The following is a 16,872-nucleotide window of genomic DNA, read 5'->3' on the forward strand; positions in this document are numbered from 1 at the left end:
TGCGGGAGCCGGGATTGCTGAAACATGGATTCATTTGGGGAAAACCTCCAGCAACCGTGGCGCTATCTTTTCCAGCGGACGGATTTCCACGGCCGCGTCGATCGCCGCCGCGGCCTTGGGCATGCCGTACACCGCACTGCTTTGCTGATCCTGGGCGATGGTCAAATAACCCTGCTGACGCATGAGCTTAAGCCCTTGGGCCCCGTCGCGTCCCATTCCGGTCAATAAAACCCCGATGGCGTCACCGTTCCAGAAGTTGGCCACGCTCTCGAAGAACACATCGATGGAGGGCCGGTAGATCTCGTTGACCGGCTCTGCGGTGTAGGCCAGCGTGCCGTTCTTGAGCAGGCGGATATGGTGATTGGTGCCCGCCAGCAGCACCGCGCCGGCCTGCGGCGGCTCGCCCTCGCGGGCCAGGCGCACGTCCAGGCCGCTGGCGCTCGCCAGCCATTCGGCCATGCCGGCGGCGAACACCTGGTCGACATGCTGCACCAGCACGATGGCGGCGGAGAAGTTGCGCGGCAGGCCCTTGAGCAGGACCTCCAGCGCCGCCGGCCCGCCGGCGGACGAGCCGATGGCCACCAGCCGCTTGCACGACGCCGAGCTGCGCTGGGGCGGCTGCGCCGGGCGGGAACGGGTGGTCCGCTCGCCGATCAGCCAGCCGATGTTGAGGATCTTGCGCAGCAGCGGCGCCGCCGCTTCCTGGGCGTTGCCGGCGCCCAGGGCCGGGGTGTCGACCACATCCAGCGCGCCGTGGCCCATGGCCTCGAACACCCTATGCACGTTCTGCTGCCGGTCGACCGTGACGATGACGATGGCGCACGGGGTTTCGGCCATGATCCGCCGGGTGGCCTCGACGCCGTCCATCACCGGCATGATCAGGTCCATCAGGATCAAGTCCGGGGTGTTCTCCGCGCACAGTCGCACCGCCTCGGCGCCGTTGCCGGCGACCCACACCACCTGGTGCGCCGGCTCGAACGCCAGCGCCCGGCGCAGTGCCTCCACCGCCAGGGGCATGTCGTTGACGATTGCGATCCTCATGCCCGCGCCCCTCCGATGAGTTCGACCACTGCATCGAGCAGGGCGTCGTCATGAAAACTGGCCTTGGCCAGATAATAGTCGGCCCCGGCGTCCAGCCCGCGGCGCCGGTCCTCTTCGCGGTCTTTGTAGGACACCACCATCACCGGCAACGACTGCAGGCGGTTGTCGCGCCGCAGCAGGGTGACCAGTTCGATGCCGTCCATGCGCGGCATGTCGATGTCGGTGATCAGCAGGTCGAAGTCTTCGGAGCGCAGGGCGTTCCAGCCGTCCATGCCGTCGACCGCCACCGCCACGTCGTAGCCGCGGTTGAGCAGCAGCTTGCGCTGCAGTTCGCGCACCGTCAGCGAGTCGTCGACCACCAGGATACGCTTGCGCGCCGCTTCCGCCGCCTGGCCGCCGTGGCGGGCGATGCGCTCCAGGCGCCCGGTGTTGAGCAGCTTGTCCACCGACCGCAGCATGTCCTCGACATCGACGATCAGCACCACCGAACCGTCGTCGAGCAACGCCCCGGACGAGATGTCCTGCACCTTGCCCAGACGTTCGTCCAGCGGCAGCACCACCAGCGTGCGCTCGCCGATGAAGCGCTCCACCGCCACGCCGTAGATGGTGTCGCGCTCGCGGATCACCACCACCTTGAGGGTGTCGCCGCTGTTCTGGCTGGCCGGGCGCTGCAGCAACTGGCTGGCGGCGACCAGGCCGACATGGCGGCCTTCGTGCCAGAAGTGCTGGCGGCCCTCGACCTGCACGATGTCTTCCGGCGCCAGGTCGCACATGCGCTCGATGTGCGCCAACGGAAAGGCGTAGGCCTCATCGCCGACCTCCACCACCAGGCTGCGCACCACCGACAGGGTCAGCGGCACCTCCAGATGGAAACGGCTGCCCTCGCCCGCCACCTGCTCCAGCACCACCGCGCCGCGCAACTGGCGCACCATGTGCTGCACCGCATCGAGGCCGACGCCGCGGCCGGAGACCTCGGTGACGGTGTCCCGCAGGCTGAACCCCGGCAGGAACAGGAACGTCAGCAGCTCTTCTTCGCTCAACTGGGCGGCGGTCTCGGCCGGCGACAGCTGACGCTCGACGATGCTGCGGCGCACCTTGTCCAGATCCACGCCGTTGCCGTCGTCGCTCAGCTCCAGCACCAGCAGCCCGGCCTGGTGCGAGGCGCGCAGACGGATCAGGCCCTCTTCCGGCTTGCCCGCCAACAGGCGCTGCGCCGGGGTCTCGATGCCGTGGTCGACGGCGTTGCGCAGCAGGTGGGTCAGCGGCGCTTCGAGCTTCTCCAGCACGTCGCGGTCGACCTGGGTCTTCTCGCCCTCGACCTCCAGCCGCACTTGCTTGCCGAGGCTGCGGCCCAGGTCCCGCACCATCCGCACCTGACCGGACAGCACGTCGGCGAACGGCCGCATGCGGCAGGCCAGCGCCGTGTCGTACAAGACCTGGGCGCGCTGGCTGGCCTGCCAGGCGAACTCGTCGAGCTCGGCGTTTTTCTCCGCCAGCAACTGCTGCGATTCGGCCAGCAGGCGCCGCGCATCTTCCAGCGCTTCCTGGGCTTCCAGGCTCAGCGCATGTTCCTTGAGGTGCACGTTGAGGCTTTCCAACGCCCGCAGGCCGTTGTTCTGCATGCGTTTGAGGCGCTGCATGGTGGCCAGGTGCGGTTTCAGCCGCTGGGTCTCCACCAGGGACTTGCTCGACAGGTCCAGCAGGCTGTTCAGGCGTTCGGCGGTGACCCGCAGCACCCGCTCGCCGCCTTCGGCGGTGCGCTTGCCCTTGCGCGGGGCCGGGATCGGGGCCGACTCGGGCTCCACCGGCTCGGGCTGGGGCTCCGGAACCGGTGCAGAGATCACCGGCGCCACGGGCGGCGTCTCAAGCAGCAGTTCGGCCATGGGCGGCGGGGTTGAAACCACCGGCGCGCCCGCCGGGTCGATCAGGCGCCCCATCAACGCCACGTAGGCGTCGATGTCGGCGGGCTGCGGGGCGTTGGTCGGGTGGGCGATGCGCATCAGCAGGTCGGTGCCCTGCAACAGCGCGTCGATGTGTTCCGGGCGCAGGAACAGCCGCCCTTCCTGGGCGCTGACCAGGCAATCCTCCATCACATGGGCGACGCTGACGCCGCTGTCGATGCCGACGATCCGCGCCGCGCCCTTGAGCGAGTGGGCCGCGCGCATGCACGACTCCAACTGGTCGGCCTGGGTCGGATTGCGCTCCAGTGCCAGCAGCCCGGCGCTGAGCACCTGGGTCTGGGCCTCGGCTTCTAGGCTGAACAGCTCCAGCAGGGAGGCGTCGCGCATTTGCTCGGGGGTCATGTGAGGCTCCGGGTCACGGCGGACAGCAGCTGTTCTTCATCCAGCCAACGCAGGCTGCGGCCCTTGAAGGGCAGCACGCCCCGGGTGTACTTGGTGCCGGCCTGGGCGCCGGAGCGGGAAGCGGCCTCGAGCAGGCGTTCGTCGATGGCATGGATGCCGTCCACTTCGTCCACCGGCACCACCACAGGTCCCCCTTGGGCGGCGATGATCAGCATGCGCGGCATGACCCGTGCGCCGGTGGCCGGGGCGGCGCCGGCCTCGAGGTCGAGCAGCTCCACCAGCGACAGGCACGCCACCAGCGCCCCGCGCACGTTGGCCACCCCGAGCAAGGCCCGGGAGCGCTGGTGCGGCAGGGAATGGATCGCCTGCAGCGGCGCCACCTCCACCAGGCTGCGGGTGGCCAGGCCCAGCCATTCTTCGCCGAGGCGGAACATCAGCAGCGAACGGGTCTTGAGTTCGGATTCGACGGTGGTCGCCACCGGGTCGCGTTCGTCCTGCTGCAGCGCATAGCGGTCGAGCAGGCGCGTGGCGGCGGCGGAATACACCGAGCAGTTGCGGCAATGGATGTGTTCGTCCAGCAGCGGGCAGGACTTGTCGCCATGGATGCCGATGCGGTTCCAGCAATCGTCGATGGCCCGGGCGTCTTCATGGGTGACGTTCAAGGTGTCGGACGGGATCATCGTTTACGCTCACTGTCGGCGGAGCCGGCGCTGCGGGCCGCGCGCTCCTGCAATCGTCTGGCGCCTGCGCCGTCGCCCTGGGCCTGCAACAAGGCGGCCAGGTGCATCAGGGCTTCAGGGTGCTGCGGTTCGAGGTACAGCGCCTTGCGGTAATGGCCCTGGGCTTCGAGGGCGTTGCCGGCGACGTCGCTGAGCAGGCCGAGCCAGTAGAACACCTGGGCCACCGGCTCGTGGGTGCGCAGGTAGCGCTCGCACGCGGCGCGGGCCTCGGCGCTCTTGCCTTCGTTGGCCAGGCCGGCGATGTCCGCCAGCAAGGCCGACGCATCGGAAGGCACACCCTTGCCGGCCACCGGCAACGGCGTCACCGGGGCGAACGGCCGCGGACGCGCCGGCGCGGCAGGGGCGCTGCGGATCGGCTGGCGCACCGGCAAAGGCACAGGCAACGGGTGCGCGAACGTGGCCGGCAAGGGTTCGGGCTGCGGATCGTCCTGACGGCTGAAGGCGAACGACTGCGGGATGCCGATCGAACGCATGCCCAACCGGCCCAGCAGGCTGCCCTCGGCCGGGCCGATGAACAGCACGCCGTCGACGTGGGTCAGGCGCTTGAGCACTTCGAACACCAGCCGCTGGGTCGGTTGGTCGAAGTAGATCAGCAGGTTGCGGCAGAACACGAAATCGAACGGCGGCTCGCCGGCCAGCAACGTCGGGTCGAGCACGTTGCCCGTCTGCCAGCGCACCTGTTCGCGCACCAGGTCATTGACCCGGTAACCCTCATGCTCCGGGCAGAAATGGCGGTCGCGGAACGCCAGGTCCTGGCCGCGGAAGGAGTTCTTGCCGTACAGCGCCCGCCGGGCCTTTTCCACCGACATCGGGCTGACGTCCATGCCGTCGACCTTGAACTGATGGGGCTTGAGCCCCGCGTCGAGCAAGGCCATGGCGATCGAATAGGGTTCCTCCCCGGTCGAACAGGGCAGGCTGAGGATGCGCAGCGCACGCATGCCGTTGAGGTCGGCCAGGCGCTTGCGCGCCAGCTTGCCCAAGGTGGCGAAGGATTCCGGGTAACGGAAGAACCACGTCTCGGGCACGATCACCGCTTCGATCAGCGCCTGCTGCTCGTCCCGCGAGCCTTGCAGGGTCTGCCAGTACTCCTCGGCGGTTGCCGACTGCGACAGGGTGATGCGCTGGCGCACGGCCCGCTCGATGATGGCCGGCCCCACCGACGCCACGTCCAGGCCGATGCGTTCCTTGAGGAAGCCGAAGAACCGTTGGTCGCCGCTCATGGGGCCTCCTCGAGCCGCGCCGGATCCAGCGGCGGCGTCGGAAACAGCAGCCCACGGACGCTGTCGTCCAGCAGGTCGGCCACCCGCACCCATTGCACCAAACCCTGGGCATCCTCACGCACCGGGCCCAGGTAGGGCGCCTGGCGGTTGTCGAGGCCGTATGGCTGGAACTCGTCCGCGTTGCAGCGCAGGGTGTCGGTGGCCTGCTCCAGGATCAGCCCGAGCTTGCGCGCCGGCTGATTTTCGTCAGGGCGGTAATGCACCAGCACCAGCCGTGTGCTGGTGCGGGCCTCGGCGCTGCGGCCGAACGTGAGGGCGCTGAGGTCGATCACCGGCACCACCACGCCGCGGTAGGCGAACACCCCGGCCACCCACTGCGGCGCCCGGGCGATCGGCTTCAGCGGCAGGCGCGGCAGCACCTCCGCCACTTCGGTGGCGCGCAAGGCGTAGCGTTCCTCGCCGATGCGGAACAGCAGGAACAGCGCCTGCCTCGCCGCCGGCGCGACGCTGCGTTTGGCGGTGACTTCGCTCATCAGACTTTGAATCGCGAGACGCCGCCGCGCAGGCCTACGGCCACCTGGCTCAGTTCGTCGATGGCGAAACTGGCCTGGCGCAACGACTCGACGGTCTGGCTGCTGGCGTCACCCAACTGCACCAGCGCGTGGTTGATCTGTTCGGCACCGGTGGCCTGGGCCTGCATGCCTTCGTTGACCATCAGCACCCGCGGCGCCAGCGCCTGCACCTGATGGATGATCTGCGACAGCTGCTCGCCGACCTGCTGCACCTCGGCCATGCCCCGGCGCACTTCCTCAGAGAACTTGTCCATGCCCATCACCCCGGCGGACACCGCCGACTGGATCTCGCGCACCATCTGTTCGATGTCGTAGGTGGCGACGGCGGTCTGGTCGGCCAGGCGCCGCACTTCGGTGGCGACCACCGAGAAGCCGCGGCCGTATTCGCCGGCCTTCTCGGCCTCGATGGCCGCGTTGAGGGACAGCAGGTTGGTCTGGTCGGCGACCTTGACGATGGTCACCACCACCTGGTTGATGTTGCCGGCCTTCTCGTTGAGGATCGCAAGCTTGGCGTTGACCAGGTCCGCGGCGCCCATCACCGAATGCATGGTGTCTTCCATGCGCGCCAGGCCCTGCTGGCCGGAGCCGGCCAGCACCGACGCCTGATCGGCGGCGGTGGAGACCTCGGTCATGGTGCGCACCAGGTCGCGCGAGGTGGCGGCGATCTCCCGCGAGGTCGCGCCGATCTCGGTGGTGGTGGCGGCGGTTTCGGTGGCGGTGGCCTGCTGCTGCTTGGAGGTGGCCGCGATCTCGGTCACCGAAGTGGTGACCTGCACCGACGAGCGCTGGGCCTGGGACACCAGCGCGGTGAGCTCGGTCATCATGTCGTTGAAGCCGGTCTCCACCGCGCCGAACTCGTCCTTGCGGTCCAGGTTCAGGCGGGTGCTCAGATCGCCTGTGCGCATGACCTCGAGGATGTCCACGATGCGGCTCATCGGCGCCATGATCGCGCGCATCAGCAACAGGCCGCACAGGCCGGCGGCCAGCACCGCCACCAGCAGCGACACGAACATGCTGACCTTGGCCGCCGCCACCGCGTCGTCGATGTTGTTCATGGCCTGGTCGGCGACTTTTTTGTTCTCGCCGATGATGTCGTTGAGCTTCATGCGCCCGCCGACCCACGCCGGGGTCAGTTTCTCGTTGAACAGCTTGACCGCCTCGGCCTCGAGGTTGCGCTTGTGCAGATCCAGCACGGCGTCCTGGATCTTCATGTAGTTGTCGTGGTCCTTCTCGAAGGCGGTGAACTCGATCCGGTCTTCGTCGGTGGTCACGGTGTTGCGGTAGTTGGTCATCTGCTCCTGCAGGCGGGCTTCGAACGTCTTGTAGTCCGCCGCGTCTTCGGCGCTGACGCCTTCGCCTTCCTTGAGGCCCAGCAGTTCCTGGGTCTGCAGGTAACTGTCGACCCAGGCGCCGCGGATCATCGAGCTGTAGTAGACGCCGGGAATCGCGTCGTCGCGCACGCTGTTTTCGCTGGCCTCGATCTTCAGCAGGCGCGAGTACGAGACGACCACCATGAGCAGCATGATGGCGATAATCACCGCAAAGCTCGCCAAAATGCGTTGGCGCAACGTCCAGTTCTTCACAGTGATTCCTCGTGCCTAGGTCGAAATGCGGGGGAGTATAGCTGAGGGCGGTGTTTCATTTATAAGACGCTTTGCCACGCTCAGGCCTGCCGACGCTGAATCGGTACAGGCATTGGGACGGACTTTCCGGCAAGCGGGGGCAGGCGCACCAGTGGCGGAGTGGCAAAAAGGGGCGATGGATCGGCCATCGCCCCTAGGTTCGCGGTGGCCGGCCCGAAATTCCTACAGCGGGATCTGGCGAACCTGCCTCTCCAGTTCCAGCTTCAACCCCGGCTCCAGCCCCAACTGCCGTGCGAGTTCGTCCAGGTACGCCTTCTCCATGAAGTTCTCCTCGTCCACCATCATCACGCTGGCGATGTACATCTCCGCCGCCATCTCCGGCGTGCCGGCGGCGCGGGCGATGTCGGCGGGGTCGAGGGGTTTGTTGAGTTCGGCGTGCAGCCAGTGGTGCAGGGCCTGGTCGTTGTCGAGCTTGGCGAATTCGCCTTCGATCAACTGACGCTCGCGCTCATCGACATGCCCGTCGGCCTTGGCGGCGGCGACCAGCGCCTTGAGGATGGCCTGGCTGTGTTGCTCGGCCTGGGCCGGCGGCAGGCGGTCGAGGGTCTGCGGTTCGGTTTCCGGCGCCCGGCCCTGCTGGGCATTCCAGTTGCCGTAGGCCTTGTAGGCAATCACGCCGAGCGCGGCGAGGCCGCCGTAGAGCGCGACCTTGCCGCCGACCTTGCGCGCCTTCTTGCTCCCCAGCAAAAGGCCCATGGCGCCGGCGGCCAGTGCCCCGCCGCCCGCGCCGGACAGCAGGCCGCCGAGTCCGCCGGCCGCCGCTTTGCCCTGCCCTGCGCCGGCCTTGTCCTGCAGCAGCGCCTGACCGGACTTGAGCAGTTGATCGAGCAATCCACGGGTGTTCATGTTCCGCCTCCAAAACAGGGACTTTCCAGATCGGTGAGGCCTTGAGCCTAGTTCGAAAGTGCCCGGCACCGGCCCCCGAGTGTGCTTCCGGATGTTGCGTGCCGGGCAGTCTCCCTTCGCGAAAACCGATATACACTCGGAACCATCGATAAAAACAGCCCACCGGGTACGCCGCCATGATGACCCTGCGTCAGATCCGCCATTTCATCGCCGTGGCCGAGACCGGCTCGATCTCCGCCGCCGCCCAGACCGCGTTCATTTCCCAGTCGACCCTGACCCTGGCCATCCAGCAACTGGAGGAAGAGATCGGCGTCAGCCTGTTCAACCGCCACGCCAAGGGCATGACCCTGACCCACCAGGGCCACCAGTTCCTGCGTCAGGCGCACCTGATCCTGGCCACCGTGGACAACGCCAAGCGCAGCCTGCAGCAGAGCACCGACCAGGTCGCCGGGCAACTGACCGTCGGCGTGACCAGCCTGGTGGCCGGCTACTACCTGGCGGATCTGCTCACCCGCTTCCAGCGCGCCTACCCCAATGTCGAGATCCGGGTAATGGAGGACGAGCGGCCGTACATCGAGCATTTGCTGGTCAGCGGCGAAATCGACGTGGGCGTGCTGATCCTGTCCAACCTGGAAGACCGCCACGCCTTGCAGACCGAGGTGCTGACCCACTCGCCCCACCGTCTCTGGCTGCCGGCCCAGCACCCGTTGCTGGAACACGACAGCATCAACCTGGCCGACGTGGCCGGCGAACCGCTGATCCAGCTGAACGTCGACGAGATGGACCGCAGCGCCCAGCGCCTGTGGCGCGGCGCCGGGCTGCAGCCCAAGGTCACCCTCAGGACCGCCTCGACCGAGGCGGTGCGCAGCCTGGTGGCGGCGGGGCTCGGCGTGTCGATCCAGCCCGACATGACCTACCGCCCGTGGTCGCTGGAGGGCGACATCATCGAAGCCCGCCCCATCGCCGACCTCAGCCAGACCCTCGACGTCGGCCTGGCCTGGCGCCGCGGCACCGCCCGGCCGGCGCTGGTCGACCCGTTCCTCACCGTGGCCCGCGAGCAGCCCCACGGCGGGCGCAAGCCATCTATTTAATCGAATGCCACCTTCAGTATTTAGAATTTGTCGACCCCGGAGCCGCGCACTAGTCTTGCTTCATCCATAAGACGTTCGGCTCCCGGTCACAGGGAGTGCCATGAACCCACAAGAAAAGAGATCACGGAAAATGGCTGGCGCGCAGACCCCGATGTGTACCGCGTTGCTGATCGACGGCGAACTGGTCGCAGGCCAGGGTTTCGTCGAACAGATCCTCAACCCGGCCACCGGCGAAGTCCTGACCCAGATCGCCGAGGCCAACACCGAGCAGGTCGAGGCCGCCATCCTCGCCGCCCACCGTGCCTTCGGCGAATGGTCGCGCACTACCCCGCAGCAACGCTCCGGCCTGCTGCTGGCCATCGCCGACGCCGTCGAAAGGCACGCCGACCACCTCGCCCGCCTCGAAGCCCTGAACTGTGGCAAGCCGCTGCACCTGGCCCGCCAGGACGACTTGAGCGCCACCGTCGATGTGTTCCGCTTTTTCGCCGGCGCCGTGCGCTGCCAGACCGGCCAGCTCAGCGGCGAGTACATGCCCGGCTACACCAGCATGGTGCGCCGCGACCCCCTCGGCGTGGTGGCATCGATTGCGCCGTGGAACTACCCGATCATGATGGCCGCGTGGAAGATCGCCCCGGCCCTGGCCGCCGGCAACACGCTGGTGTTCAAGCCGTCGGAGCACACACCGCTGTCGATCCTGGCGCTGGCGCCGGCCTTGGCCGAGATCCTGCCGCGCGGGGTGATCAACATCATCTGCGGCGGCGGCGAAGGGGTCGGCAGCCATCTGGTCGGCCACCCGAAAGTGCGCATGGTGTCGCTGACCGGCGACATCGTCACCGGGCAGAAAATCCTTCAGGCCGCCGCCAAGACCCTCAAACGCACGCACCTTGAATTGGGCGGCAAGGCCCCGGTGATCGTCTGCGACGACGCCGACCTCAAGGCCGTGGTCGAAGGCGTTCGCACCTACGGCTACTACAACGCCGGCCAGGACTGCACCGCCGCCTGCCGGATCTACGCCCAGGCCGGCATCCACGACAAGCTGGTGGCCGAACTCGGCGCCGCCGTCGGCAACCTGCGCTTCGCCGGCAAGCGCGACGCCGACAACGAGATCGGCCCGCTGATCAGCACCCGCCAGCGCGACCGGGTGGCCAGCTTCGTCGAACGCGCCCTCGGCCAGCCGCACATCGAGCGGGTGACCGGCGCGGCGGTGCATTCCGGGCCCGGCTTCTTCTATCAGCCGACCTTGCTGGCCGGCTGCCGGCAGAGCGACGAGATCGTCCAGCGCGAAGTGTTCGGCCCGGTGGTGACCGTGACCCGCTTCGACGAATTGGCGCAGGCGGTGGACTGGGCCAACGACTCCGAATACGGCCTGGCCTCGTCGGTGTGGACGCAGAACCTGGACAAGGCCATGCAGGTCGCCGCCCGGCTGCAATACGGCTGCACCTGGATCAACAGCCATTTCATGCTGGTCAGCGAAATGCCCCACGGCGGCCTGAAACGCTCCGGCTACGGCAAAGACTTATCCAGCGACTCGCTGCAGGACTACAGCGTGGTGCGGCACATCATGGCCCGTCACGGACAGCATCTCTGACTACGCTAATAACAAGCCGATCACGGCATGCGTCACCGCGTTCACCACTGCCCCGACCATAATTTGAAGAAGAGGGTTCACCATGTTCGTGCACAAGACCGCACTGCTCAGTGCAATCACCACGGCCCTGCTGGCCAGTGCCGGCGTCCAGGCCGCCGAGCCGCTGAAGGCCGTCGGCGCCGGCGAAGGCCAGCTCGACATCGTCGCCTGGCCGGGCTACATCGAGCGCGGCGAAAGCGACAAGGCCTACGACTGGGTGACCGGCTTCGAGAAGGAAACCGGCTGCAAGGTCAACGTGAAGACCGCCGCCACCTCCGACGAGATGGTCAGCCTGATGGCCAAGGGCGGCTACGACCTGGTGACCGCGTCCGGCGACGCCTCCCTGCGGCTGATCGTCGGCAAGCGTGTGCAGCCGATCAACACCGCGCTGATCCCGAACTGGAAGAACCTCGACCCGCGCCTCAAGGATGCGCCCTGGTACGTGGTCGGCCAGCAGACCTACGGCACCCCGTACCAGTGGGGCCCGAACGTGCTGATGTACAACACCAACGTGTTCAAGACCGCACCGACCAGCTGGAACGTGGTGTTCGCCGAACAGAACCTGCCCGACGGCAAGCCGAACAAGGGCCGCGTGCAGGCCTACGACGGCCCGATCTACATCGCCGACGCGGCGCTGTACCTCAAGACCGCCAAGCCTGAGCTGGGCATCAAGGATCCGTACCAGCTCACCGAAGAGCAGTACAAGGCCGTGCTTGAACTGCTGCGCGCCCAGCAGAAGCTGATCCACCGCTACTGGCACGACGCGACCGTGCAGATGAGCGACTTCAAGAACGAAGGCGTGGCGGCGTCCAGTTCCTGGCCGTACCAGGTCAACGGGCTGACGACCGACAAGCAGCCGATCGCCTCGACCATCCCGAAAGAAGGCGCCACCGGGTGGGCCGACACCACCATGCTGCACAGCGAGGCCAAGCACCCCAACTGCGCCTACAAGTGGATGGACTGGTCGCTGCAGCCGAAGGTCCAGGGCGACGTGGCCGCCTGGTTCGGCTCGTTGCCGGCGGTGCCGGCGGCGTGCAAGGAAAGCGAACTGCTCGGCGCCGAAGGCTGCAAGACCAACGGCTTCGACCAGTTCGACAAGATCGCCTTCTGGAAGACCCCGCAGGCCGAGGGCGGCAAGTTCGTGCCGTACAGCCGCTGGACCCAGGACTACATCGCGATCATGGGCGGCCGCTGAGCCCCGTCGCCGGCAGGCTCGCGCCTACACCCAGCCGCATCCCCCTGTAGGGGGCGGGCCTGCCCGCGATGCCCTTCAAGATTCAGACTCTTCAGAAGTCCAGGCAGGGCCGCTGCGACGGCCCTCGCCTTCCCGGAGTACCGCACCATGACGCTTGCAGTCCAGTTCACCAACGTTTCCCGCACCTTCGGCGACGTGAAGGCCGTTGACCGGGTCTCCATCGATATCCAGGACGGCGAGTTCTTTTCCATGCTCGGCCCTTCAGGCTCGGGCAAGACCACCTGCCTGCGCCTGATCGCCGGGTTCGAGCAGCCGAGCGCCGGCTCGATCCGCATCCACGGCGCCGAAGCCGCCGGGCTGCCGCCGTACCAGCGCGACGTCAACACCGTGTTCCAGGATTACGCGCTGTTTCCGCACATGAACGTGCGGGACAACGTCGCCTACGGCCTGAAGGTCAAGGGCGTGAGCAAGGCCGAACGCCACCAGCGCGCCGAAGAGGCCCTGGAGATGGTCGCCCTCGGCGGCTACGGCGAGCGCAAGCCGGTGCAGTTGTCCGGCGGCCAGCGCCAGCGCGTCGCCCTCGCCCGCGCCCTGGTCAACCGCCCCCGGGTGCTGCTGCTCGACGAGCCCTTGGGCGCCCTCGACCTCAAGCTGCGCGAGCAGATGCAGAGCGAGCTGAAAAAGCTGCAGCGCCAGCTCGGCATCACCTTCATCTTCGTCACCCACGACCAGACCGAAGCGCTGTCGATGTCCGACCGCGTGGCGGTGTTCAACAAGGGCCGGATCGAACAGGTCGACACGCCGCGCAACCTGTACATGAAACCGACCACCACCTTCGTCGCCGAATTCGTCGGCACCTCCAACGTGATCCGCGGCGACCTGGCCCGCCAGCTCAGCGGCCATCCGCAGCCGTTCTCGATCCGCCCGGAGCACGTGCGCTTCGCCGAAGGGCCGCTGGCCGGCCACGAGATCGAAGTCAGCGGCCTGCTCCACGACATCCAGTACCAGGGCAGCGCCACCCGTTATGAGCTGAAACTGGACAACGGCCAGACCCTGAGCGTCAGCCAGGCCAACAGCCAGTGGACCGACACGGGCGCGCAGCACCGCACCGGCCAGCGCATCAGCGCACGGTGGGCGCGGGAAGCGATGATCCCGCTGCACGACACCGTCGCGGGCGGGGTGTGAGATGAACACCATGGTTCTCCCCCAGACGGCGCCGTTGCGCAGGGTATCCAACCTGCTGTACCGCAAGCCCAACCTGTACCTGTCGCTGCTGCTGGTGCCGCCGCTGCTGTGGTTCGGCGCGATCTACCTGGGCTCGCTGCTGGTGCTGCTGTGGCAGGGTTTCTACACCTTCGACGACTTCACCATGGCGGTCACCCCCGACCTGACCCTGGCCAACTTCGCGGCGCTGTTCCAGCCGTCGAACTTCGACATCATCCTGCGCACCCTGAGCATGGCGATCGCCGTGTCGGTGGCCAGTGCGGTCGTGGCGTTCCCGATCGCCTACTACATGGCGCGCTATACCACCGGCAAGACCAAGGCGTTCTTCTACATCGCGGTGATGATGCCGATGTGGGCCAGCTACATCGTCAAGGCCTACGCCTGGACGCTGCTGCTGGCCAAGGGCGGCGTGGCGCAATGGTTCGTCCAGCACTTGGGGCTGGAACCGCTGCTGCAGGTGATCCTCGGCATTCCCGGCGTGGGCGGCAGCACGCTGTCCACCTCGCACCTGGGCCGCTTCATGGTGTTCGTCTACATCTGGCTGCCGTTCATGATCCTGCCGATCCAGGCCTCGCTGGAACGCCTGCCGCCGTCGCTGCTGCAAGCCTCTGCCGACCTCGGCGCCAAGCCGCGCCAGACCTTCATGCAGGTGATCCTGCCGCTGTCGGTGCCGGGCATCGCGGCCGGCTCGATCTTCACGTTTTCCCTGACCCTGGGCGACTTCATCGTGCCGCAGCTGGTGGGCCCACCGGGCTACTTCGTCGGCAGCATGGTCTACGCCCAGCAAGGCGCCATCGGCAACATGCCCATGGCCGCAGCGTTCACCCTGGTGCCGATCGTGCTGATCGCAGTCTACCTGTCCATCGTCAAACGCCTGGGGGCCTTCGATGCACTCTGAAAAAGCGTCCCTGGGCTTGCGCGCAGCCGCCTGGGGCGGGTTGGCGTTCCTGCACTTCCCGATCCTGATCATCTTTCTCTACGCCTTCAACACCGAAGACGCGGCGTTCAGCTTTCCGCCCAAGGGCTTCACCCTGCACTGGTTCAGCGTGGCCTTCGGGCGGCCCGACGTGCTGGAGGCGATCAAGCTGTCGCTGCAGATCGCGGCCATCGCCACGCTGATCGCGCTGGTGCTCGGCACCCTGGCGTCGGCGGCACTGTACCGCCGGGACTTCTTCGGCAAGCAGGGCATTTCGCTGATGCTGATCCTGCCGATCGCGCTGCCGGGGATCATCACCGGGATCGCGCTGCTGGCGACCTTCAAGACGCTGGGGATCGAGCCTGGGATGTTCACCATCGTCACCGGCCACGCGACCTTCTGCGTGGTGATCGTCTACAACAACGTCATCGCCCGCCTGCGCCGCACGTCCCACAGCCTGATCGAGGCGTCGATGGACCTGGGCGCCGACGGCTGGCAGACCTTCCGCTACATCATCCTGCCCAACCTGGGCTCGGCCCTGCTCGCCGGCGGCATGCTGGCGTTCGCCCTGTCGTTCGACGAAATCATCGTCACCACCTTCACCGCAGGCCACGAACGCACCCTGCCGCTGTGGCTGCTCAACCAGCTCAGCCGCCCGCGGGACGTGCCGGTGACCAACGTCGTGGCGATGCTGGTGATGCTGGTGACCATGCTGCCGATCCTGGGGGCCTACTACCTGACCCGGGGCGGCGAGAGCGTGGCGGGCAGCGGCGGCAAATGAGCACGTGACAGACACATCCCTTCCACAAGGAATCCTTCGGATTCAGCAGAACGACAAAGGTGCTAGAGAGGACATGACCATGCAAACGCAACTCCTGATCAACGGCCAACTCGTCACCGGTGAAGGCCCGGCGCAACCGGTGCTCAACCCCGCCCTCGGCGAGGTGCTGGCGGAGATCAACGAAGCCACCGAGGCCCAGGTCGATGCCGCCGTGCGCGCCGCCGACGCCGCCTTCGCCGCGTGGTCGCAGACCACCCCGAAAGACCGTTCGCTGCTGCTGCTCAAATTGGCCGACGCCATCGAAGCCCACGGCGAGGAACTGGCGAAACTGGAATCGGACAACTGCGGCAAGCCCTACAGCGCCGCCCTCAACGACGAGATCCCGGCGATCGCCGACGTGTTCCGCTTCTTCGCCGGCGCCAGCCGTTGCCTGAGCGGCTCGGCCGGCGGCGAATACCTGCCCGGCCACACCTCGATGATCCGCCGCGACCCGGTGGGCGTGATCGCCTCCATCGCGCCGTGGAACTACCCGCTGATGATGGTCGCCTGGAAGATCGCCCCGGCCCTCGCCGCCGGCAACACCGTGGTGCTCAAGCCGTCGGAGCAGACCCCGCTGACCGCGCTGCGCCTGGCCCAGCTGGCGTCGGACATCTTCCCGGCCGGCGTGCTCAACCTGGTGTTCGGCCGCGGCCCGAGCGTCGGCCAGCCGCTGGTCACCCACCCGAAAGTGCGCATGGTGTCGCTGACCGGCTCCATCGCCACCGGCGCCCACATCATCAGCGACACCGCCGAGAGCGTTAAACGCATGCACATGGAGCTGGGCGGCAAGGCCCCGGTGATCATCTTCGACGACGCCGACATCGACGCCGCCGTCGAGGGCATCCGCACCTTCGGCTTCTACAACGCCGGCCAGGACTGCACCGCCGCATGCCGCATCTACGCGCAGCAAGGCATCTACGACAAGTTCGTCGAGAAGCTCGGCGCCGCGGTCAGCACTATCAAGCATGGCTTGCAGAGCGATCCGGCCACCGAGCTGGGCCCGCTGATCACCGCCCAGCACCGCGACCGCGTGGCCGGGTTCGTCGAGCGCGCGGTGGCTCAGCCGCACATCCGGCTGGTCACCGGCGGCAAGAAGGTCGAGGGCAACGGCTTCTTCTTCGAGCCGACCGTGCTGGCCGACGTGCAGCAGGACGACGAAATCGTGCGCCGCGAAGTGTTCGGGCCGGTGGTGTCGGTGACTAAGTTCACCGACGAGGCCCAGGCGCTGGAGTGGGCCAACGATTCGGACTACGGCCTGGCGTCCTCGGTGTGGACGGCGGACGTCGGCCGCGCCCATCGCCTGTCGGCGCGACTGCAGTACGGCTGCACCTGGGTCAACACCCACTTCATGCTCGTCAGCGAAATGCCCCATGGCGGTCAGAAACTGTCCGGGTACGGCAAGGACATGTCCATGTACGGGCTGGAGGACTACACCACCGTGCGGCATGTGATGTTCAAGCACTGACACGCCGGTCGATTCGTCGCAGCGCTGCTCCCATCGTTGAAATGCAGTCCCTTGAGCAAGCCACTGCCCTGCGGCGCCAGGGATGACGCCATCGCCAGCAGGCTAGCGCCCACAGGGATCTTGGTTGAATGCTGCTTTTGCAGTCACTGCCGAACAATGTGGAGCCAGC

The 16,872-nt window shown here is 67.2% G+C and carries 14 protein-coding genes; 7 read left to right on the forward strand and 7 right to left on the reverse strand.

Going from position 1 to position 16,872, the window contains the following annotated elements:
- Window positions 1–30: 30 nt before the first annotated feature.
- The 7 genes from CAG33_RS06700 to CAG33_RS06730 form a co-directional block, all read right to left on the reverse strand.
- A complete protein-coding gene (locus tag CAG33_RS06700; RefSeq protein ID WP_085581298.1) occupies window positions 31–1,041 on the reverse strand; it encodes a chemotaxis response regulator protein-glutamate methylesterase in 1,011 nt (336 codons plus the stop codon).
- Window positions 1,038–3,344, reverse strand: coding sequence for a hybrid sensor histidine kinase/response regulator (locus CAG33_RS06705; protein WP_085637422.1), 2,307 nt, complete (start codon window positions 3,342–3,344; stop codon window positions 1,038–1,040). The genes CAG33_RS06700 and CAG33_RS06705 overlap by 4 nt, the downstream gene beginning before the upstream one ends.
- The gene (locus tag CAG33_RS06710; RefSeq protein WP_085637425.1) at window positions 3,341–4,024 is read right to left on the reverse strand and encodes a chemotaxis protein CheW; all 684 of its coding nucleotides are present in this window, start codon (window positions 4,022–4,024) and stop codon (window positions 3,341–3,343) included. The genes CAG33_RS06705 and CAG33_RS06710 overlap by 4 nt, the downstream gene beginning before the upstream one ends.
- Window positions 4,021–5,304, reverse strand: coding sequence for a CheR family methyltransferase (locus CAG33_RS06715; protein ID WP_085637428.1), 1,284 nt, complete (start codon window positions 5,302–5,304; stop codon window positions 4,021–4,023). The genes CAG33_RS06710 and CAG33_RS06715 overlap by 4 nt, the downstream gene beginning before the upstream one ends.
- Window positions 5,301–5,837 carry a chemotaxis protein CheW gene (locus tag CAG33_RS06720; protein WP_085581290.1) on the reverse strand — a complete coding sequence of 179 codons (537 nt, stop codon included), beginning with the start codon at window positions 5,835–5,837 and terminating at the stop codon, window positions 5,301–5,303. The genes CAG33_RS06715 and CAG33_RS06720 overlap by 4 nt, the downstream gene beginning before the upstream one ends.
- Window positions 5,837–7,459: a methyl-accepting chemotaxis protein gene (locus CAG33_RS06725; RefSeq protein WP_085581288.1), complete on the reverse strand. Its 1,623-nt coding sequence runs from the start codon at window positions 7,457–7,459 to the stop codon at window positions 5,837–5,839. Before CAG33_RS06725 ends, CAG33_RS06720 begins: the two co-directional genes overlap by 1 nt.
- A gap of 222 nt (window positions 7,460–7,681) precedes the next feature.
- Window positions 7,682–8,365 carry a tellurite resistance TerB family protein gene (locus CAG33_RS06730; protein ID WP_085581286.1) on the reverse strand — a complete coding sequence of 228 codons (684 nt, stop codon included), beginning with the start codon at window positions 8,363–8,365 and terminating at the stop codon, window positions 7,682–7,684.
- A 176-nt stretch (window positions 8,366–8,541) separates the two neighbouring features.
- Here CAG33_RS06730 and CAG33_RS06735 point away from each other — a divergent pair, with 176 nt between their 5' ends.
- The 7 genes from CAG33_RS06735 (at window position 8,542) to CAG33_RS06765 (ending at window position 16,703) form a co-directional block, all read left to right on the forward strand.
- Window positions 8,542–9,456 carry a LysR family transcriptional regulator gene (locus CAG33_RS06735; RefSeq protein ID WP_085581284.1) on the forward strand — a complete coding sequence of 305 codons (915 nt, stop codon included), beginning with the start codon at window positions 8,542–8,544 and terminating at the stop codon, window positions 9,454–9,456.
- A 100-nt stretch (window positions 9,457–9,556) separates the two neighbouring features.
- Window positions 9,557–11,044 (forward strand): gamma-aminobutyraldehyde dehydrogenase, encoded by a 1,488-nt coding sequence (locus CAG33_RS06740; RefSeq protein WP_085637431.1) that lies wholly within the window; start codon window positions 9,557–9,559, stop codon window positions 11,042–11,044.
- Between the two features lie 82 nt (window positions 11,045–11,126).
- Window positions 11,127–12,278: a putative ABC transporter substrate-binding protein YdcS gene (gene ydcS, locus CAG33_RS06745; protein ID WP_085581280.1), complete on the forward strand. Its 1,152-nt coding sequence runs from the start codon at window positions 11,127–11,129 to the stop codon at window positions 12,276–12,278.
- Between the two features lie 147 nt (window positions 12,279–12,425).
- Window positions 12,426–13,463 carry an ABC transporter ATP-binding protein gene (locus CAG33_RS06750; protein ID WP_085581278.1) on the forward strand — a complete coding sequence of 346 codons (1,038 nt, stop codon included), beginning with the start codon at window positions 12,426–12,428 and terminating at the stop codon, window positions 13,461–13,463.
- A 1-nt stretch (window position 13,464) separates the two neighbouring features.
- Entirely contained in the window at window positions 13,465–14,400 is a 936-nt protein-coding gene (locus CAG33_RS06755) for an ABC transporter permease (RefSeq protein ID WP_085581277.1), read from the forward strand.
- Window positions 14,390–15,199: an ABC transporter permease gene (locus CAG33_RS06760; RefSeq protein ID WP_085581276.1), complete on the forward strand. Its 810-nt coding sequence runs from the start codon at window positions 14,390–14,392 to the stop codon at window positions 15,197–15,199. The genes CAG33_RS06755 and CAG33_RS06760 overlap by 11 nt, the downstream gene beginning before the upstream one ends.
- A 79-nt stretch (window positions 15,200–15,278) precedes the next feature.
- Entirely contained in the window at window positions 15,279–16,703 is a 1,425-nt protein-coding gene (locus tag CAG33_RS06765; protein WP_085633986.1) for a gamma-aminobutyraldehyde dehydrogenase, read from the forward strand.
- Window positions 16,704–16,872 lie beyond the last annotated feature (169 nt).

The sequence above is a fragment of the Pseudomonas sp. B3(2017) genome, assembly GCF_002113595.1.
GTDB lineage: Bacteria > Pseudomonadota > Gammaproteobacteria > Pseudomonadales > Pseudomonadaceae > Aquipseudomonas > Aquipseudomonas ekonensis.